Source organism: Colwellia sp. BRX10-3, from assembly GCF_014077505.1.
Lineage (GTDB): Bacteria > Pseudomonadota > Gammaproteobacteria > Enterobacterales > Alteromonadaceae > Cognaticolwellia.
Window position 1 is genome coordinate 103,449 of the sequence record NZ_JACGWA010000011.1, and the last position, 20,085, is coordinate 123,533.

The window sequence follows — 20,085 nt, forward strand, 5'->3', positions numbered from 1 at the left end:
ATGACATTCGCAAAAAAAAGCTCACTTGCTGTTGCCATACTACTAAGCGCAATGTTGGGCACTATCGTTTTAGTCTATCTTGCCCGCGTTGCACTTTTAAAAGATTTCAGTGAAGAGCAACTGGCACTGTATCAAGTAAAAATTAACTGTTTAGACTTTAAACTCTCTACAGATTTAAAACTTGAAGTAAGTCGTTTATGTCTGCAAACCTCGAAAGCAGAAATTATCCTTGAAGATATGACTATAAAGTTTGATTTAACTGCTGAGCAAAAAATTAAACGTATCGATATTGCCTCCGCGACAATTAAAGGCACAGCAAATTTATTCACTGCATTCAAAAATCGTCCACAAGAAAGTAACGATACAACGCTAGCACAACAACTTAATATCTATTTAACACAACTTTCAGAGGCTAACCTACCTTTTAACATTAATGTTACAGAGCTGCACTATTCACCTTTCTCAGTTGAAAGTAGCTTTAAAGAAGGTACTAACAATGCAACAAAAACAGCTAGCTATTCAGGAAGATTTTCAGTAGTACAAAATACAGTAGAGCTTTCATTAAAAGATTTTCAGGATACTCGTTTGTTGGCCGTTAACTTTTCTATTAAAAATCCAAAAGAACAACAGTTAACGGCTGAGCTTTCTAGCCATTTAAATCCGTTAAAGCGCTTTTTATTAACTCATAAACTCCCTTTGTCGCCAGCAGTAATAGACACTTTAGAAATCGTTGCAGCCAGCGGCGAGCTTCAAAGCGTAGTAAATTATCAAGCAGGCCAATTAACCATAGCTAGCCAATTGAAAGGTTTATCAATCGCTGGTGAAGGTATTGAAGGCAGTGGTCCTTTTGCGCTAACCGGCGCGATTAATATGCACAGCCAAGTTAACCTAGCGGTAAATAACCACGCAGCAGATAACCAAGAGAGCAAGCATAATGCGAAGTTTGAGTTTCAAAAAGACAACACCTTACAGTTACAATTTAGCCATCAACATTTGCTTGATTATTTAACCAAGCAACTCGTTTCTGCTGAAATTATTAAGCTACTAACAGACAACCCAGTTGACCAATTAACATTCAGCCCAAAAGGCAAATTAACTTATAACCTGAGCAATCAGCAAATGACTTTATCAGGCCTGACCTTAGAGGCAAAAAACGATCTGCTAGTGCATCAGCTGAACTTAGATAATATCGAGTTAGACCTAAATTATTATCTGAACCGCGATATTACTCATAACCTAAATAATTCACCTACGCTCGTTCAAAGTAATATCACTGAGCGTGATAACCTAAAAAAGAAAAATGTTAGTATTACCCTACCCAAAGAAAGCATGGCAAAAGAAAATACGCAAAACGAAAGCCAGTTAATCGCTCAATTGAACTTTAAGCTTGATAGTTCATTGTTACTTTCAGCAATCAATAATTATACTCACTCACCTTTAGTCTTAAAACTGCAAGGTTCTATTAGCCAAAACCACGCAAAAACATCCATAAGCTTTGATGAAGACTCTTCTTTGGTCAGCAACAACATTGCAATGCCTACAAAACAAAATAAAGCCGATAAAAAGCTATTTTCGATCAAAAAATTATCAACTCAAGTACAAGGCGATGTAGAAATACAAAGTCATATGCAAGTTAAAAACAACGTTCAAGTCAAAGAAAAGCAAAGCATTAACTTAAATTTAAGCCTGAATACTCAAGCTAAAAATTTACGTGCCGCCAATAGTATTGAAATAAAAATGTTGGCTATAAATACTGGAGTTACCGGTAATTTAAATGACATTAAAATACTTGCTGCTGCCACTGCCGACAATGTACCGTTAGGAGGTTTAGCCGTATCTGGGGCGATAGACAAACCCAATTTCGTATTAACGGCAAAGAATTTACAGCTAGCTGAACTACTCTCGTTAAATATTAAATTACCCAAGAAAGTTGACTTAGTTGAAGGTGCCTTAAGTTACAATGTAAAAGGTCAAGTAACTGATTTAAAAAACATTCATAACACACCCATAGCCTTATCTGTCGCTATAACATCACTGAGTGGTGAAATAGAAGGTATATGGATACAAGAGCTAAATTGGCAGCAAAACTTTCAATTTTTAAATGGTGAGTTTAGTACGCTGGATTATGCAACAGAAAGCTCAACTGAAAACTCATCAGAGAACCTTACAGTGGCATTAATAGATACCCCAACGCCAATATCTAAACTGTCAATTAACACCAGTTGGCGTTATCAAAAAGACTTTAAATTTTCAGCAACAAAACTCAAAGGTGATATTTTAGGTGGTAGTTTTGCCATTCCAAAAATTCAATGGCCACTAGATCAAGAACATTCAGTTGACGTTCAGCTTACTCGTATAGACTTAGAGCAAGTGTTGGCGTTAGACAAAAAGCAAGGTATTGTGGTTACCGGCAATATATCGGGGAAGTTACCTATTCGTTATGATGGTGAAAAATACACCATTGAAAAAGGCGAATTACATAATGTTAGTAATGGCTTAATTCAAGTGATAAATAATCCTGCTGTAGAGAAGCTTAAAGCCAGTAACACACAACTACAGTTAGCGTTTGATGCACTACAGAACTTACACTATCATCAACTGTCCTCTGATGTTTCAATGGCAGACGACGGCTATATGTTATTGCAGACGGTAATCAAAGGTCGAAACCCAGACATCGACAATGATGTAAATCTTAACTTAAACTTAAGCTATGACTTATTAGGCTTGCTTGAATCAATGTCAATTACCGAGCAATTTGAAGAACGTATTATCAAAGGTTTACAAAAACATTAAGGAGTAAGTATGAATAAAATACTAACCACAGTGTTAGCTATTTTTATAATAAGTGGCTGTACACATAGGGTAGAAGTTAGCGCCAAAGAGCCCATCACGATTAATTTAAATTTAAAAATTGATCATGAAATCAAAGTAAAAGTCGACAGACAACTTGATGACATTTTTAGTGACGATAGCGACGTATTTTAGGGAGTAATTATGAATAAACTTACAAGTAACATCATCAAACGCGGAGCCAGAAACATAGCTCAAACATTAACTTTTGCGCTATTTGCTACCACTATAGCATTTTCCGCATGGGCTATTTCACTTGACGATGCGAAACAACATGGCCTAATTGGCGAAATGCAAAATGGTTATCTAGGTGTTGTGGTAGATAGTGCTGAAGCGCAAAGTTTAGTGGCGAGTGTTAACGAAAAGCGTAAAAGCATTTATCTTAACTTAGCGCGTAAAAATAAAATCACTTTGGCCCAAGTTACCGCATTAGCCGGTGAAAAAGCTTTAAGTAAAACTCAACCAGGTCACTTTATTCAAAATGCTGCAGGGCAATGGGTAAAAAAACAATAACAACATAAGGGGGGCAAATTAGCCCCTTTTTATTTGGCTTATAATCTAATAACCTTAGTTAATGGGGTTTAACCTTACTTTTGTCAGAGTCCATCTGACGGGTCAAAAATTTAATAACCCTTTTGTGTCTCATTTTTATCGCTGAAAGTTTCATTTCACAAATGTCTGCAATTTCCTGAAACTCTAATCCTGTACGATAGCGTAACAACATAATATTACGATCATCAAAAGATAAGCTCTCAAGCATTGTTGAAATCAAAATAGCTATATCATCTTCATCGGGTAATTTAGCTTCAAGGGTATCAAGGTAGTCATCATCGTATTGAATTATATCCCAACGACGCTCCCTAATTTTATTAATACACTCATGATGCGCTATTTTAAACAACCAAGACTTAAATGAAACTAGCCACTTAAACCCTTTCAAATTTGTCAGGGCTTTAATGATAGTTTCTTGCACAGCCTCTTCAGCGTCAGACTGATTACCAAGCACTTTTACACAATAGCCTTTTAATTTAGGCAAGTATGGGGTGATCAGCTGCTGAAAAAAGCGCGTATCATAAGGTAACCCCTCTTGCACTAAAGCAACGAGCTGGCGTTCGTTAAACGAATTCAAATGAAAAGTAGCCTACTGCTTAGTGACTTTATTCGCTAACAAAAAAGTATTAGGTACAGTAATTATCGCTTCATTTTCACCTATTACTTTACTGGCAACACTACCGATAGATACAAGAGCACCTTTAACTTCTTGAACTTCAATGTTGTCACCGGTTTGATACATTTCTCTGAGATAAACGCCCGCCACAATTTCTTGTGCCATCGATTTGGTGCCTATACCTAAAGAAATAGCTGCTGCAAGTCCAACACTGGCAATAATCACCGAAATAATACTATTGAGCAGCCATACGTCAATATCAAGCTGAGTGATAGAAAGTGACACCGTAATAATGATAATAATGCCACGACAAACCTCTGCCACAGAACGGCCATAATCGACCCCAGTATTTTTTGATGCAATTTTTACAGCGTTATATACAATTTGTGCGACAAAAAAACCACAAATTAATACCGCTAAAGCAGCAAGTAACTTAGGAAAGAAAAGTACAAGTGTGTCAATCAAGCCTGACAACATGTCAAGGCCAACAATATCTAAAGCTGCTAATAAAAATATTAAAAAGATAAACACCGAAATAATGTTAGCGACTACTTGGCTACCTTGAATTTTCAAGTCCATTTTTTTCAGCAAAGTTTCTAAACCCAGTTTATCTAGAAAGGTATTAAAGCCTATTTTTATTAATGATTTATTAAGTAGGCGCTTAATTAGATTTGAAATAACCCAACCAGCAAGTAGAAACAACAACGCAACAATTAAATCAGGCATAAAGGTAACCACTTTATGCCAAACAGTGATAAGCCCGTTATATGTTTTATCAGTAATATTTTCGGTTTCCATTATTTGTTCCTACTTTGCTTAGCCATATTTTTAATTGTTGGCTTTAATAAATTCATAAATATGCTAGCAAATACTACCCAAATAGAGGCCATACCTAGCGTGATTAAATCTTTACTGCCCTGCTGCACATTGACCGTACTAACAGCGCGTTTAAATAATTCTTCATCTGACGTAACAAAAGCAACTTCATCTTCACGCTCAAGCCCAAGCCCCTCTGCCAGTCCTTGTTCTATGTTGTTCATCTTTTTCCCCTAGCTATAACTTTCCTGCTCTTAATAACAACGGTTTTTTATGTAGAAAGTCACAATAATTTTATTTTTTTAGTGATAAAAACTCAGCTGTATCGGCATTGTGGCGAATTCTACGCTAGTTCTGAGAATATTTGTCAGTAATTAATTGAGATATATCTATTTTTATTTGATCTTTATCGTAACTACCAACGTATTCAGTGTCGCTTTATTTAACATAATCGTTAAAAACATAATTAAAAGCTTAAATTAAAAAAATTAATTTGTGACTTTCTCCAGCTCCACTCGTTATACAAGTCAGAAATGAATAAAAATTATTTAGACCTAAACAAGGAATTACCAATGAAAGCATTTAAAATTTCTCTATTAGCAGCACTTATCAGTTCACCACTAGCTGCTGAAACTATCGATAAAACATGGGAACTTGGTGTGTTTGGCGACTATATTAAGTCGAGCGCCAGCAAAGAAACAAAAACTGATTGGGCCCAAATGGAAGCTGGCAAGTCTATCGGTATCGATTTACAAAAAATTATTAATGACTACTGGGATGTGCGCATCGAGCTTGCAAAAACTCGTTATGACGTGGGTAACGGTAGCGATAAAGATTACGGTAGCCGCGCTGGTATTGACGCTGTATACAAATTAGAAGATAGCGATTTATATCTATTTGCTGGTGTAAAACGTTTTAATAACGTAAAAAGCTACAACGCAGTAAATATTGGTGCAGGTTATAACTTTCAAGTTAGCGACCGTTTATCTTTTTATACTGAAGCCGCTATTTACAAAGACGTTGACTACGGTTTTATCGACCAAAGTGTAAAATTAGGTCTTAAATATGCTTTTGGTGATGTTGAGCAAGCCCCTGTAATAATGAAACCTAAAGCTGTAGTTCAAACTGTTGCGGCAGAAACTGTAGCTAAAGTATCAGACAGTGACAACGATGGTGTTGCTGATAGCATTGACCGCTGTGCGAATACCCCAGCAACAGTTAAAGTAGACTCTAAAGGTTGTACATTATATTCAGAGCATGCCGTTGAAATTAAACTCAATATTGCCTTTGCAAATAACAGCTCTATTATTCAACCCGCATTAGTTGATGATATCAGACGCTTAGCTGATTTTATGAAAGAATATACTCTTACTTCAGTTGAGATTGAAGGCCATAGTTCAGCTCCAGGTGATGATAACTATAACTTAATGCTTTCGCAAAAACGTGCAGACGCGGTGAAAAGCATTCTGATTAATAAGTTCAACATTGAAGCCGGTCGACTGACTTCAAAAGGCTATGGTGAGTCTCAGTTATTATCAACAGATAATACCCGTGCGGCTAATCAATTAAATCGTCGTGTTGTAGCAAAAATAGCCACAAGTGCGAAAAAAATAGTAACTAAGTAGTTACTATTAGTTTATGACTGAGAACGACGTTATTTTATAACGTCGTTCTATAATTTACGGCCAAATGCAGACATCCACCTAAGCACGGCATTAAAAGATCATTTAGCTTGTTAGTACTTTCTAACATCAAGGGAATATAATGAGAAAAATGAATAAGTCTACTCTAGACTTTATTAACAAAAACATTAATACGAATGCTCAAGCATCCTCTTATCCGTTACGTAAGCAACAAGAGATAAAGCACGAACTCCAAAACAAACCTTCCGCTAAACCAGTTGTTAACGAGGTATCTCCTATTTTGCCAGGTTCACCGTTTCTAAAGTCTGCTCAAAACAATAATTATTAACCTATAGTTAAGCTTTTATTCGGTTAAACTCTCTATATTAATACATGTTACAAAATTCTAATACGCTTGAAATACCAACAAATTAGTCCAATAAACTACACTTAATGCTTTAGCTAATAAAAGTATTTAATTAGCCTAAGTAATAATTTCAATGTTTTATCACCATTTTACTTAATAAAGATCCTACATTTTCAACCTTAGTTTTTAATGGGGCAAAAAGGTGTTATAAAATTTTCACCTAAAACATTACTTAAAATTACTGCTAATTTTTATAGGTTAAAGGAGCCAAGCCTACGTTGTTCTCAATTACAATAGCTTAATTGAAGCCCTCATTAGATTTATTTTATCTTTGTTTTATCAACCTTAAAGTTTAATCAAAGTAGTTAAAAATGATTTAAAATACAAAATAATACAAAAATCTGAAATTTATTTCATTTGACATAGGTCTAGTCTCGCATAGCATTTTTGATAAGTTAGTTTCTAACAACTTGTATAACTAAAAAATTAGGTATTCACACATGAAATACAGTTTAATCGCCCTTAGCATTCACTTTATGTTTCAAGCTCAAATAGCGAGTGCTCAAGAAGCAAATAAAACAGATTTTGAAGTTATTGAAGTATCTGGACAACGTATAATAAATCATGGATTTTCTCCTAAAAACACCAAAATAAGTGGCCCATTTGGCGATGATCTAGGCTTAGCTGACATTGCACGTTCAATGACGCCCATTACTAGCGCTATGATGGAGCAACTAAATATAACTGACTTGCAAGATATTCTAGCTGTAACACCTAGCAGTTATTCTGCAACAGGCTTTGGTGCACCGAGCTTACCTACTTTACGGGGTCAATTAGGCGAACTTTTTCAAGACGGTATGCGCCGACAAGCCGGTAATAACGGCTTTGGTGTGCCGCTTTCTTTTAACGCTGTAGATCAGCTTGACGTAATAAAAGGTGCTCCGCCAGTATTGTTTGGCAGTAGCCAACGTAATGGCGGTTTTGTTAATTTACAATCTAAGCGTGCTTCAACGCAAGAAAGTGCAGCTAAAGTAAAGTTTACTGCCGGTCGTTGGGACCAATACAGTGCAGAACTGGATATATCGGCCCCAATTGTCAACGGTGAAAGTGGCTTTAGAATCAGCGCTGAGCATATTGATAATGGCAGCTTTTACGATCACTCAAGTTTTGAAAGTGACAGCCTTTATGCCGCATTTAGGCTCCTACCAGATGAGAAAAGCACTTGGGATATAAACTTTGAATTTTACCAAGTTGAATTTACTGACAATGCCGGTATCAACCGACCTACGCAAGCACTAATCGATCATAGTTTATATATAACGGGCCAAGGCGTACAGCCTAATGGTAGCCTTATACCCGGTGCTGGTGCCATCATATCACCTACTGGACAGGTGCAAATCAGCCGCAGTACAGTATTAACAGACCCTGATAATGCAAACGAAGCCGAAACATTTTTACTTCACAGCATATACACGCGCGAATTAAGTGGACAAACACGATTAAAAAACAGCACTTACTATCAACATTTAACTCGTGATGAAATTGCTCAAAACAGTTTTGTTGAAATTATAGATGCTGCTGACACTGCGCAAAACCGCCTAGAAATAAGTCATGATTGGAATAGCCAACAACAAACCATTTTCGCCTTTGATGTTCGATATAATAAAGTACGCGGATATAGCCAATTTACCACCGAAGCTGACGACCCTATTGATTTAACAGGGCCAATTGGAAGTCGACGCATCCCACTTACCGCTGCACAACAGGCTAGACTTGTAGAACTTAGCCCTGGTGTATTTGTTTCACCCGGCGGCCAATATGATATCAACAATGATAATGTAGGCGATTTTTCATTATCTGATACCACCGACTCTACCAGCTGGCAAACCGGCTTTGCGATTCAACAAGACAGCGAATGGAGCGATCGTTTACGAACAAACTTTGGTTACCGTATAGATTTTTATGACGTAGAAGCACGAGATCCAATTGCGCCTGCAGGGCAAATAGCAGCGCGAGATAGCATTAATGAAATATTACATTCAGGACAAGCCAGTATTAACTATAAACTTGACACTGACTTAACTATTTATGCTGCAACTAGCTACAACGAAGCAACTTCAAATAGTATGGCCGGTGGTAATTCATTAGGCGGTGACAATTTGATCAGTGAACAGAACTTTGCCACTGAAAACACCTTAAATGAAGTCGGCATTAAATACATCCCTGATAATAGCGCTTGGTATCTTGATGGCTCGATATTCAATCAACGCCGAAGTTTACGTAATCGCGATGGCAGTAATTCTGGTATAAAAACCAAAGGTGTTGAATTGCAAGTTTTTTATGACGCCGCACCTTACTGGTTTAACATCAGCTATAGTTATCTAGACGCTCGTTATGACAAATCAGCCAGTTTTCAAAGCTCATCACAAATAGCCGATGCCTTTGATAACTCTCGCCCTGACATTATTCAAGGTACCAGTGTAGGCGCGCCAAATTTTACTGCATTTTCTCCATCTACTCGACGTGTTCAGGGTATTCCAGAGCAGTCATTAAGTGTTAATGGCGGCATTTATCTCAACGAATATTGGCAAGCAGGATTTGCTGCTTTATATACCTCCAGTTACCCACTAGACTTTTTGGCCACGGTAAACATACGCGATCAATACACCTTGGGTCTTAACACCAGTTATACCATTGCTGAAAACACTAAAGTGCGTTTCGATATTAATAATGTCACTAATCAAAAAAATTGGCGCCCCGTGTTTGAAGGAGGATATTTTGGCTCAACATTAGTTTTTCCTGAGCTACCTATCAATGCCAAGCTTACGTTAACGCACAGTTTTTAAGGACAGATTTCATGTTGAAAAAGATATTATTAGTAGTTATCGCCGTCTCGCTGGTGGCATTGTTTTTTCATTACGATTTAAACCAATTGCTTACGCTAGAAGGCCTAAAAGGCTCAATGGATCAATTTGGCGAGTGGCGCGAACAATCGTCAATATTGGTTATTGGTGGGTTTTTTGCCCTTTACGTTTTAGTTGCTGCCCTTTCGTTACCTGGCGCGGCCATCTTAACCTTGGCTGCAGGTGCTTTATTTGGCTTGATTGAAGGCTTTGTCATTGTTTCATTCGCTTCAAGTATTGGCGCACTATTAGCCTTTTTAGTATCACGCTATTTATTACGAGAAAGCATTAAAAAGAAATTTCCTGAACGCTTAAAAGCTATTGATGAAGGTGTACAAAGAGAAGGTGCGTTTTATCTATTTACTTTGCGCTTAGTGCCTGTTTTTCCGTTCTTTTTAGTTAACTTATTAATGGGTGTTACCGGCATAAAAGCTTGGACATTTTATTGGGTAAGCCAAATAGGTATGCTTGCTGGCACTGTAGTTTATGTTAACGCCGGCACACAGTTGGCTGATATAGAAAGCTTGTCAGGTATATTATCTCCGAAGCTGATTTTTTCTTTTGTATTATTAGGTCTTTTACCCTTAATTGGTAAGGCTGTTGTTAACAAGATAAAGCAACTTAAAGTTTATAAAAAATGGCATAAGCCAAAAAGCTTTGACCGTAACTTATTGGTTATCGGCGCTGGTGCTGGTGGTTTGGTGACGAGTTATATTGCTGCAGCGGTAAAAGCGAAAGTCACTTTAATTGAAGCCGGTGAAATGGGCGGCGACTGTTTAAATTACGGATGTGTACCCAGTAAAGCGATCATAAAAAGTGCAAAAATAGTCGATCAAATTAAACATGGTGAAAACTATGGTTTAGAGAACGCTACACCACAGTTTTCTTTTAAGAAAGTCATGGCACGTGTTCATCAAGTTATTGCCGATATTGCTCCACACGACAGTGTTGAACGTTACACCGACTTAGGTGTTGAAGTAATAAAAGGTTACGGAAAGTTAATAAATCCGTGGACTGTAGAAATTAAACTCAACGATGGCACCATGCAAACACTAACGGCACGTAGCATTGTTATTGCAACCGGTGCTCGTCCATTTGTACCGCCGTTACCAGGTATTGAAGATAGTGGTTATGTTACTAGTGACACTTTATGGACAGAATTTGCCAAGCTCGATAGCGCGCCGAAAAAATTAGTGGTATTAGGTGGTGGACCTATTGGGTCTGAGCTTGCACAGAGTTTCGCGCGTTTAGGTTCACAAGTCATACAAATTGAAATGGCTGAACGTATTATGATCAGAGAAGACTTGGAAGTCTCTGAATTTGCCAGTCAGTCTTTACAAAAAAGTGGTGTTAATATTTTAACGTCACACCAAGCTTTGCGTTGTGAACAACGTGATGGTAAAAAATTCATCATTGCTAAAAATCTTAAACACGAACAAAGTAGTGATCAAGAAGAAGAAATTGCCATTGAATACGACCAGTTGTTGTGTGCTGTTGGCCGCTCTGCTCGCTTGAAAGGCTATGGTCTTGAAGAGTTAGGTATCGAAACTAACCGAACCATTCAAACCAATGAATACCTTGAAACCTTATACCCGAATATTTTTGCCGCGGGTGATATTGTCGGTCCATACCAATTCACTCACGTTGCCGCTCATCAAGGGTGGTATGCTGCTGTTAATGCCTTATTTGGTTCGTTTAAGAAGTTTAAAGTCGATTACCGCGTTATTCCATGGGCAACTTTTATTGATCCAGAAGTGGCACGTGTCGGCATTAATGAACAAGAGGCGATTGAACAAGGCATTGACTATGAAATTACTCGTTTTGATTTTGAAGAGTTAGACCGAGCCATTACTGACAGTGCAGCAAACGGTTTTATCAAGGTGATAACGCCAAAAGGTAAAGATAAAATACTTGGCGTCACCATTGTTTCTGAACATGCAGGTGATTTAATCGCTGAGTTTGTATTAGCGATGAAGCATGGCTTAGGGCTAAACAAAATTTTAGGCACTATTCACAGTTATCCAACGTGGGCCGAAGGTAATAAATATGCGGCAGGTGAATGGAAGCGTAATCATGCTCCAGAAACCGTTTTAAGCTGGTTAGAAAAATTCCACACTTGGAGACGAGGTTAATATCTATGGTTAAATTAAAACATAACTTATTATTAGCACGTTCTAAGTCAATAAAATTGGCAGTATTGCTGCTGTTAAGCACTATTTTTAGCGCGGTTAGTGTGGCGCAAGAGGCATTGCATCAACCATGGCAAGCATTATTAATCAAACATGTTACGCCGGTTAATAATGCTCATTCAAGCCAAGTAAATTATGCTGGCATGAAAACAGACCGAGCGAAGTTAAAAGCTTATTTAACATCGCTGGGTAAAATTGATAAACAAACCTTTGCGCAATGGCCAGCGCCTAAGCAATTAGCTTTTTTAATCAACGCCTATAATGCTTGGACCGTTGAATTTATTTTAACCGCATATCCTAATTTGGAGTCGATCAAAGATCTTGGTAGCTTTTTTAGCTCCCCTTGGAGTAAGAAGTTCATTCCTTTATTAGGTGACACGCGCAGCTTAGACAATATTGAACACGAGTTAATTCGTGGCGATAATAAATATGGCGATCCGCGTATTCATTTTGCGGTTAATTGTGCCAGTATTGGCTGTCCCGCTTTGCGTGAAGAAGCCTACAGTGCAGATAAACTAGAGCAGCAATTGAACGAGCAAACCGTACGCTTTTTAACCGATAATACACGTAATCGTTTTGGCGAACGTAGCATGGAACTTTCCGCTATTTTTAAGTGGTATGGTGTCGACTTTGCCTTAGGTTTTCAGGGCAGTAATTCTTTACCCTCGTTTATATTGCTATATCAGGAAGCCTTGAATTTAACGCCTGCACAACAAGTATTATTAAAGTCTGAGGATATGGACACCACATTCTTAAACTATGATTGGGCGCTAAATGCCGCTAGGTAAATTATCGCGCTTATTGAGTGACAAAAAAAGTCGTTTTTCGACTGTTTTTGCTAATCATTCCCTCAATAAAGCCGCTATTTTTTTATCGCATAAACAACAAAATGGCTTAAGAACACAATTCACTATCACTTCAAATTTCAAAGCATTTGGGGTGATTTTAAGGCAACTAATATTAATGCTAGCAGTAATTTTTTCGCCAACAGCATTAAGTTACACCGCCCCTATTTCAGCACAAATCTTCGAACAAGATTCAATTTCAGTAACAACTTCATTAGTAGCAAAAAAAGCACCTGTAGAAACTATCTGGAATACTATAGAAACATTAGGAAAAAACCACTCTGTTTACTTTCACGCTTGGGGCGGTGATCCGCAAATTAATATCTATATTCAATGGCTAGCTAAGCGGGTAAAAAATTCACATAACATTGACTTACACCATGTAAAATTAACCGACACCAGTGAAGCCGTTAGCCGTGTGTTAGCAGAAAAGTCAGCAAACAACCATCAGCAAGGGCAAGTTGATTTAGTCTGGATCAATGGCGAAAATTTCGCATCAATGGCCCAGTATCAGCTATTAGCACGAGGCTGGGTCGCACAACTACCTAATTTTTCATTAACTAATCCTAGTGAGAATGAGGCAATGACTCGTGATTTTGGTCTGCCGACACAAGGTATGGAAGCACCTTGGGGACAAGCATCACTGAGCTTTTATTATACGCCCTCACCCAATACCCATGATCTTAATTATGCACAAAATTCATATCAAGATAGTATTAGCAAAGCGCCCAAAAACATAAATCAGCTGCTAACTTGGGCTGAGCAAAATCCCGGTCGTTTTACTTACCCAAAGCCGCCTGATTTTTTATCGCTAAGTTTTCTTAAATATGCACTGATCGCATTGAATCAACAGCAAAAAGAGCAGGTAAAATCAGGTTTATATCAAGCCCCAACACCACAAAGCCAAGCAGCTTTGTTACCGACTTTATGGGCTTATTTAGATAAACTTCATCCGCATTTATGGCATCAAGGGCAATATTTTGTTGCCAGTGGCACCGCATTACAAAGACTGGTGGGTGACGGCGAAATAAACCTCGGTTTTACCTTCTCAGCGGCGCAAATACCGGCCTCGGTTGCGCGATACAATTTACCCGAAAATACCCGCAGCTTTGTTATGAAAGATGGCAGCTTAAGTAATATTCATTTTGTCGCTATTCCCTATAATGCGGCGAATAGTGACTCGGCAAAAGTTGTTGCCAATTTTATGCTTAGTGTTGAAGCCCAAGCTAAAAAACAACAAGCTGAAATTTGGGGTGACAGCACCGTTATCGATGTATCGAAATTACCTGTGCAGCAACAATTATTGTTTAGTACCAATCAACCACACCCAAGCGCATTACCCATTAACAGCAAAATAATAGCATTAAGTGAGCCTCATCCTAGCTGGTCGAAACTCATCAACCGTGAATGGCTAAAACGTTATGGGGCGCAATAATCCATGAGTAATTCATTAGTCACTAAGACACCATTGAGCGATAGGCTTTTTAACGCGATAGTTAAAATTAGCCCCAAAGTGTTAATGGCGATATTAATTTTGCCTGTACTTGGTGGCTTGTTTGGCGTTATTTTACCCGCATTTGGTTGGTTGCCAGCATTAGACAAAACCCAGTTTAATGTACACGGGTTTCAGCAATTAATACAAACACCTGGCATAGCTCAGATGATAGGCTTGAGCTTTTTCACCAGTATAGTCAGTGGTTTATTAGCTTTTATTATCACCCTTTTATTATTAGCAACTTATTTTGATAGCCCTTGGTTACCGCGTATTCAGCGTTTGCTAGGGCCTATTTTAGTCATTCCACATGCAGCAGCAGCAATAGCTATCGCATTTTTAATTACACCATCAGGTATGTTCGCCCGATTACTTTCCCCTTGGTTAACGGGATGGCAAAACCCAATTGATTGGCTACTGCCCCACGACCCATACGGTATAAGCATTATTATGGGTTTAACGCTAAAAGAACTGCCGTTTTTATTACTCATGACACTAAGCGCTATTGCTCAACCTGCACTCAATATTAAGTTACGTGCACAATATCGTCTCGCGCTTAGCTTAGGTTATTACCCAATGACCGCATTTTTCAAAGCCGTGTTGCCAAACATTTACCCGTTAATGCGCTTGCCGATATTAGCCATACTCGCCTACGCCAGTGCCAGTGTAGAAATGCCATTAATACTGGGCCCTAATGCCCCGCCAACATTAGCCGTAGCCATTATGAATTGGTTTCATGATGTTGATTTAAGTTTACGAATAAAAGCATCGGCCGGGGCATTATTACAACTGCTGATAACGATGTCAGTACTGATCACTTGGTGGTTATTAGAAAAGATAACGCTTGCCATAACCTGCAAAAGTCTCAGCAACGGTAAGCGCACATATGGTGATGCCTTTTGGGCTAAAATCATCAATTTTTTTACCGTATTGCTGATCAGCTTTATCACGTTAGCATTACTTGGTATGGTGTTTTGGTCGTTTGCAGGCTACTGGCAGTTTCCGTTAGCCCTACCAGAACAATGGGTGCTAGTGCATTGGCAATCGGCTTTACTTCAAGTGCAAACACCCATTATTAATTCCCTCTCTATTGGTTTAGTAGCAACCAGTATTGCGATTATTTTAACCTTGCTAACCTTAGAGTTTGAAAAACAAAACGGTGCACTACTGTCAAATTACAGTAGTTTGATTATTTATTTACCCTTGATGATCCCCAGTATTGCCTTTTTATTCGGCTTAGTATGGTTGCAAGAAGCGTTACATAGTAAAGCAATCTTTATGAATGTTGCCTTGGCGCATTTACTGTTTGTTTTACCGTACGTGTTTTTATCTTTAGCGAGCAGTTATCGACGACTTGACCCTCGTTATGCACAAGTAGCCGCAAGTTTAGGTGCATCACCGTTTAAAATATTTTTACAGGTGAGTTTACCGCAACTACTTATGCCAATTATGATGGCCAGCGCTTTAGGCCTCGCTATAAGTTTTAGCCAATACTTACCGACCTTACTTGTTGGGGGTGGTCGATTGAATACCGTAACCACTGAAGCAGTAAGCTTAGCTAATGGCGCAAGTCGCCGCACAAGTGCTGTTTATGCGCTAATACAGATGCTATTACCGGCCATCGCTTTTTCAATGATATGGTTGGTATCGACTCTACAAAACAGACAAAAGAAAAATACCAAGGTCAACCTATGAGCCGCTCTTTTGAGACAAGTAGTTTACAGATAGAAAACTTAACCATATTACGTGAAAAAACAGCGCTATTATCCCTTAATGAAACAATAAAAGGTGGCGAGGTACTAACTATAATGGGCCCCTCAGGCAGTGGTAAATCAACCTTGCTAAACTGGCTAACAGGTATGTTACCAAAAGGATTTCAGGCCGAAGGTAACGTGTATTTAAATAGCGTAAATATTACTCAAACAGCCAGTTATCAACGCCATATCGGCTTATTGTATCAAGATGCCTTGTTGTTTCCACATTTGTCTGTCGCCGATAATATTGCTTTTGCTATGCCAAAAGGTGATAAAAAAGCACGCGCGAGAAAAATTAGCTTTGCACTCGCTGAGGTAGGATTAGCCGGTCTAGACAATCGCCATCCCGACAGTTTATCAGGCGGACAACAAGCGCGCGTTGCGCTTTTACGGGTATTATTAAGTCAGCCTAAAGCAATATTACTAGATGAAGCATTTAGCAAATTAGACAGCCAATTGCGCCAAGAAACCCGGCAGTTAGTGTTTGAGCAAATAAAACAACACCAATTACCCGCTATAATGGTGACTCATGATGAGTCAGACGCTATAGCCGCCAACGGCAAAGTTATTCATTTGTCAGCAACACCAGAACAACACAATTAACTAGAAGGTCTTATGTTAGATAAGTATATTACACCCGTGATAAAACCTTTATTACATCCCGTGGTAAGCTTGTTAGATAAGCGCCAAGTTACACCTGATCAACTCACTGTTATTGGTTTTATCATAGGTTTATTAGCTGTACCCTTTTTAGCCTTAAGCTTATGGAATTTTGCCTTAGCAGCTATTATTTTAAATCGCATATTTGACGGTTTAGATGGTGCATTAGCAAGGCATCAAAACAGCAGCACAAGTGCTGGCGGCTTTTTAGATATTTGCCTCGATTTTTTGTTTTATGCCGCTATACCTTTAGGTTTTGCGTTGGCAAACCCTGAACAAAATGCTTTAGCTGCCGCGGTATTATTAGCGGTGTTTATTGGCACAGGTTCGAGTTTTTTAGCCTTTGCTATTCCAGCAGAAAAACTCAACTTAGATAAACCACAATTTGCTTACAAAAGTTTTTATTATTTAAACGGCTTAACTGAAGGGACTGAAACGATTGCCATCTTCGTTGCATTTTGCTTATGGCCGCAATATTTTGCTGAACTCGCCTATAGCTTTGCTCTATTAGCAGGTATAACGATTGTTACTCGGGTCTATGGTGGTTATCATACTTTGAAAACACAAACCATAAATCAACAGATATCTGCAACGAAAAATGCTGATAAAGATACTTTAGAAACGGATAACTAAATGACAGAGGCCAGTTTACGATTAAGTATATTTTTTGCTGTTTTGCTCGCTATGATAGTGCTAGAAAGCTGCTTTCCTGCGCGAAGAAGTAAGTTGACTAAACGCGTTCGTTGGCTAGGTAACTTTTCACTTTTGATTATATCGTCAGTCATCGCTAGGCTATTAGTGCCCATTGGCGTTACCGGCATTGCCTTATATGGTTCAGCAAATGGCATAGGTTTGTTCAATATCATTAACTTACCAAACTGGCTTGGCATTACCTTGAGTGTATTGTTATTAGATTTAATGATTTACTGGCAACATCGACTTTTTCATCTAGTGCCCATGCTATGGCGCTTTCACAAGGTGCATCATGCCGACAGCCATATCGATGCCAGTACAGGCTTACGTTTTCACCCTGTTGAAATAGTATTAAGCATTTTACTGAAAGGTGTAGCGGTTCTCTTACTTGGCGTACCTGCCGTTGCAGTGATTATTTTTGAAGTAGCCCTCAATGGTTTTGCCCTGTTCAATCATGCAAATATTCGACTACCCCGTTGGTTAGAGTACCCATTGCGCGCCATACTGATAACACAAGTATTACACCGTATTCATCATAGCCAAGTGCTCGATGAAACCAATAGTAATTATGGATTTAGCGTCAGTTGGTGGGATAGATTATTTGGCAGTTATAAATCACAGGCTAAAAAGCGTGATGAAGACTTAGATATTGGCCTTAAAAGTTATCCTCCAAATAATAAAAGTGCAGGCTTTATGTCGCTATTGAAAATGCCTTTCGGTAAAAATTAACGAACTACAAAGAGGCTTAAATTAAAATCACTCCAATCTATCTTTGTAATTAACGCGAAACATACCAACCATAACCTATTGAATTTTAAATAGTAAACCAAAGATCACGGGTGAATATACAAGTTTACAAGAAAGTAACACTATGTTAGGTTTTTTGATACACTAACTGGTATGACATCGGATGAGAGTTGTTAAAATTGTGACCGCTGACATTCTTGTATCATCGGCATACTAAAGAGCAACAACTCCTAATATTTTCAGTTCAATTAAGTAAACTATTTTATGCAAAAACTTTCTCAGACACAGTTCGACTTTATCATAATAGGCGCAGGTTCAGCTGGTGCAACTTTAGCAGCGCGTTTAACTGAAAACAGTCAATTTAGCGTATGTTTAATTGAAGCGGGTGGTAAAGATAAAAATCCTTTTATTCATATTCCATTTGGTTTAGCCTTTCTTTCCCGTTTGACAAATTTAGGCTGGCAATATAACACTGAACCGCAATCTCAATTGAACAATCGTAAGCTCTTTTGGCCACGAGGTAAGGTATTAGGAGGTTCAAGTTCACTCAATGCTATGTGTTACATCCGTGGTGTGCCTGAGGATTATGACCGATGGAGTGATATGGGTGCCAAAGGATGGGATTGGCAAACCGTTTTGCCTTATTTCAAAAAGTCTGAAAAACAACAACATGGCGAAAGTGAACTGCATGGTGCGGATGGTTATCTGAGCGTCAGTGATTTACGCCATACTAATCCTCTTTCTAATACCTTCGTTGATGCCGCTGAAGAAATTGGGCTATCTAAAGTCTCAGATTTTAATAGCCTAGATCGAGAAGGATTGGGTTTTTATCAAGTTACTCAGGAAAACGGCCAACGTTGCTCTTCCGCTAAAGGCTATTTAACGCCAGCGTTAACTCGACCTAATTTAACCGTATTAACTAAGGCTTTAGTTGAGAAAATTCAAATTAACGAGGGCGTGGCTACCGGCGTAAAATTGCAACTTGATGGTCAATCAATTGAACTTACTGCTTGTAAAGAAGTGTTATTATCTGCTGGGGCGATTAACTCGCCACAGGTCTTAATGTTGTCTGGCATCGGGCCAAAAGAGCATCTAGCTAAAAACGGTATTGAAACAAAAGCTGACTTACCGGGAGTCGGACAAAACTTACAAGATCATCTTGACGCTATAGTTCAACATCGCTGCAAAAGCCGTGATAGTTATTCTATTTCTCTTGCACTTATTCCGCGCTATGCCAAAGCGGTGTTTAACTATATGTTTAATCGCCAAGGTGTTTTTACCAGCAATGTTGCTGAGGCTGGAGGCTTTGATAAAACCCAAAGTACTGCGGACATTCCTGATATCCAGTATCATTTTTTACCCGCAATTTTGCTCAATCATGGGCGTTCAACTGCCTTTGGTTATGGCTATGGGGTACACGTTTGTGCTCTATATCCAAAGAGTCGAGGTGAAATCAAATTACGTTCGAATAGACCAAATGATCCAGTCATGATTGATCCAAACTATCTCGAGCACCCTGATGATCAAAAAGTGATGATTGACGGTGTTCGACGTGCGAGAAAAATTCTTGCAGCACCGTCGTTTGAAAAGTATCAGTCTTGGGAAATTGGTCCTGGCTCTGACGCTCAAAGTGATGAAGAAATATTGGCCTTTATCCGTAAAAAGTCCGAAACTATTTATCACCCTGTAGGTACCTGTAAAATGGGTGATACAAGTGATGTTATGACTGTTGTAGATTCAGAGCTAAAAGTAAAAAACATCAAAGGTCTAAGAGTGGTAGATGCCTCAGTTATGCCTACGCTTGTTGGTGGAAACACTAACGCACCTACCATAATGATTGCAGAACGTTGTGCTGATTTGATTAAGCGAGAATATCAATAATACATGTCTAAAAATCAGCATTAAAGAACAGAACCATATAGTTATATAGAATGTTTTTTTTAATTTATTTCTTTGGGTTTGGGTTTGGGTTTGGGTTT

The 20,085-nt window shown here is 38.5% G+C and carries 17 protein-coding genes; 14 read left to right on the forward strand and 3 right to left on the reverse strand.

Annotation, left to right across the window (positions count from 1 at the left end):
* Genes H4J38_RS14370 through H4J38_RS14380 form a run of 3 tightly spaced genes read left to right on the forward strand, consistent with a single transcriptional unit; the run spans position 1 to position 3,363 of the window.
* Positions 1-2,793, forward strand: coding sequence for a YdbH domain-containing protein (locus H4J38_RS14370; RefSeq protein ID WP_182132710.1), 2,793 nt, complete (start codon positions 1-3; stop codon positions 2,791-2,793).
* Between the two features lie 9 nt (positions 2,794-2,802).
* Positions 2,803-2,985 carry a YnbE family lipoprotein gene (locus H4J38_RS14375; RefSeq protein ID WP_081149901.1) on the forward strand — a complete coding sequence of 61 codons (183 nt, stop codon included), beginning with the start codon at positions 2,803-2,805 and terminating at the stop codon, positions 2,983-2,985.
* Positions 2,986-2,994: 9 nt separating this feature from the next.
* Positions 2,995-3,363: a YdbL family protein gene (locus H4J38_RS14380; protein WP_182132712.1), complete on the forward strand. Its 369-nt coding sequence runs from the start codon at positions 2,995-2,997 to the stop codon at positions 3,361-3,363.
* Positions 3,364-3,421: 58 nt separating this feature from the next.
* On the opposite strand, the gene sigX is transcribed toward H4J38_RS14380, so the two are convergent.
* The 3 genes from sigX to H4J38_RS14395 are packed head-to-tail and all read right to left on the reverse strand — an operon-like array spanning position 3,422 to position 5,058.
* Positions 3,422-3,979: an RNA polymerase sigma factor SigX gene (gene sigX / locus H4J38_RS14385; protein ID WP_182132714.1), complete on the reverse strand. Its 558-nt coding sequence runs from the start codon at positions 3,977-3,979 to the stop codon at positions 3,422-3,424.
* A 12-nt stretch (positions 3,980-3,991) separates the two neighbouring features.
* The gene (locus H4J38_RS14390; protein ID WP_182132716.1) at positions 3,992-4,816 is read right to left on the reverse strand and encodes a mechanosensitive ion channel family protein; all 825 of its coding nucleotides are present in this window, start codon (positions 4,814-4,816) and stop codon (positions 3,992-3,994) included.
* Positions 4,816-5,058, reverse strand: a complete 243-nt coding sequence (locus H4J38_RS14395; protein ID WP_182132718.1) for a hypothetical protein — start codon at positions 5,056-5,058, stop codon at positions 4,816-4,818. Before H4J38_RS14395 ends, H4J38_RS14390 begins: the two co-directional genes overlap by 1 nt.
* A 348-nt stretch (positions 5,059-5,406) precedes the next feature.
* Here H4J38_RS14395 and H4J38_RS14400 point away from each other — a divergent pair, with 348 nt between their 5' ends.
* From H4J38_RS14400 to H4J38_RS14450, 11 genes are all read left to right on the forward strand, one after another.
* Complete coding sequence (locus H4J38_RS14400) at positions 5,407-6,459, forward strand: OmpA family protein (protein ID WP_182132720.1); 1,053 nt, start codon at positions 5,407-5,409, stop codon at positions 6,457-6,459.
* A 148-nt stretch (positions 6,460-6,607) separates the two neighbouring features.
* A complete protein-coding gene (locus tag H4J38_RS14405; protein ID WP_182132722.1) occupies positions 6,608-6,805 on the forward strand; it encodes a hypothetical protein in 198 nt (65 codons plus the stop codon).
* Positions 6,806-7,323: 518 nt separating this feature from the next.
* Complete coding sequence (locus H4J38_RS14410) at positions 7,324-9,669, forward strand: TonB-dependent siderophore receptor (protein WP_182132724.1); 2,346 nt, start codon at positions 7,324-7,326, stop codon at positions 9,667-9,669.
* Between the two features lie 11 nt (positions 9,670-9,680).
* Entirely contained in the window at positions 9,681-11,858 is a 2,178-nt protein-coding gene (locus H4J38_RS14415; protein WP_182132726.1) for an FAD-dependent oxidoreductase, read from the forward strand.
* Positions 11,859-11,863: 5 nt separating this feature from the next.
* The gene (locus tag H4J38_RS14420) at positions 11,864-12,703 is read left to right on the forward strand and encodes a DUF547 domain-containing protein (RefSeq protein WP_182132728.1); all 840 of its coding nucleotides are present in this window, start codon (positions 11,864-11,866) and stop codon (positions 12,701-12,703) included.
* 175 nt (positions 12,704-12,878) lie between these two features.
* Positions 12,879-14,195 carry an ABC transporter substrate-binding protein gene (locus tag H4J38_RS14425; protein ID WP_182132748.1) on the forward strand — a complete coding sequence of 439 codons (1,317 nt, stop codon included), beginning with the start codon at positions 12,879-12,881 and terminating at the stop codon, positions 14,193-14,195.
* A 3-nt stretch (positions 14,196-14,198) separates the two neighbouring features.
* Entirely contained in the window at positions 14,199-15,947 is a 1,749-nt protein-coding gene (locus H4J38_RS14430) for an ABC transporter permease (RefSeq protein ID WP_182132730.1), read from the forward strand.
* Complete coding sequence (locus tag H4J38_RS14435; protein WP_182132732.1) at positions 15,944-16,609, forward strand: ATP-binding cassette domain-containing protein; 666 nt, start codon at positions 15,944-15,946, stop codon at positions 16,607-16,609. The genes H4J38_RS14430 and H4J38_RS14435 overlap by 4 nt, the downstream gene beginning before the upstream one ends.
* A 12-nt stretch (positions 16,610-16,621) precedes the next feature.
* Positions 16,622-17,299, forward strand: a complete 678-nt coding sequence (locus H4J38_RS14440) for a CDP-alcohol phosphatidyltransferase family protein (protein ID WP_182132734.1) — start codon at positions 16,622-16,624, stop codon at positions 17,297-17,299.
* Positions 17,300-18,088, forward strand: a complete 789-nt coding sequence (locus H4J38_RS14445; RefSeq protein WP_182132736.1) for a sterol desaturase family protein — start codon at positions 17,300-17,302, stop codon at positions 18,086-18,088. It abuts the gene before it with no gap.
* 282 nt (positions 18,089-18,370) lie between these two features.
* The gene (locus H4J38_RS14450; RefSeq protein WP_182132738.1) at positions 18,371-19,987 is read left to right on the forward strand and encodes a GMC family oxidoreductase; all 1,617 of its coding nucleotides are present in this window, start codon (positions 18,371-18,373) and stop codon (positions 19,985-19,987) included.
* Positions 19,988-20,085: the final 98 nt, after the last annotated feature.

Bases quoted from the DNA above. Each gene is read 5' to 3' on its own strand.
- H4J38_RS14370 (WP_182132710.1), top strand. From the start codon at position 1: ATGACATTCGCAAAAAAAAGCTCACTTGCTGTTGCCATACTACTAAGC.
- H4J38_RS14375 (WP_081149901.1), top strand. From the start codon at position 2,803: ATGAATAAAATACTAACCACAGTGTTAGCTATTTTTATAATAAGTGGC.
- H4J38_RS14380 (WP_182132712.1), top strand. From the start codon at position 2,995: ATGAATAAACTTACAAGTAACATCATCAAACGCGGAGCCAGAAACATA.
- H4J38_RS14390 (WP_182132716.1), bottom strand. From the start codon at position 4,816: ATGGAAACCGAAAATATTACTGATAAAACATATAACGGGCTTATCACT.
- H4J38_RS14395 (WP_182132718.1), bottom strand. From the start codon at position 5,058: ATGAACAACATAGAACAAGGACTGGCAGAGGGGCTTGGGCTTGAGCGT.
- H4J38_RS14400 (WP_182132720.1), top strand. From the start codon at position 5,407: ATGAAAGCATTTAAAATTTCTCTATTAGCAGCACTTATCAGTTCACCA.
- H4J38_RS14405 (WP_182132722.1), top strand. From the start codon at position 6,608: ATGAATAAGTCTACTCTAGACTTTATTAACAAAAACATTAATACGAAT.
- H4J38_RS14410 (WP_182132724.1), top strand. From the start codon at position 7,324: ATGAAATACAGTTTAATCGCCCTTAGCATTCACTTTATGTTTCAAGCT.
- H4J38_RS14415 (WP_182132726.1), top strand. From the start codon at position 9,681: ATGTTGAAAAAGATATTATTAGTAGTTATCGCCGTCTCGCTGGTGGCA.
- H4J38_RS14420 (WP_182132728.1), top strand. From the start codon at position 11,864: ATGGTTAAATTAAAACATAACTTATTATTAGCACGTTCTAAGTCAATA.
- H4J38_RS14425 (WP_182132748.1), top strand. From the start codon at position 12,879: ATGCTAGCAGTAATTTTTTCGCCAACAGCATTAAGTTACACCGCCCCT.
- H4J38_RS14430 (WP_182132730.1), top strand. From the start codon at position 14,199: ATGAGTAATTCATTAGTCACTAAGACACCATTGAGCGATAGGCTTTTT.
- H4J38_RS14435 (WP_182132732.1), top strand. From the start codon at position 15,944: ATGAGCCGCTCTTTTGAGACAAGTAGTTTACAGATAGAAAACTTAACC.
- H4J38_RS14440 (WP_182132734.1), top strand. From the start codon at position 16,622: ATGTTAGATAAGTATATTACACCCGTGATAAAACCTTTATTACATCCC.
- H4J38_RS14445 (WP_182132736.1), top strand. From the start codon at position 17,300: ATGACAGAGGCCAGTTTACGATTAAGTATATTTTTTGCTGTTTTGCTC.
- H4J38_RS14450 (WP_182132738.1), top strand. From the start codon at position 18,371: ATGCAAAAACTTTCTCAGACACAGTTCGACTTTATCATAATAGGCGCA.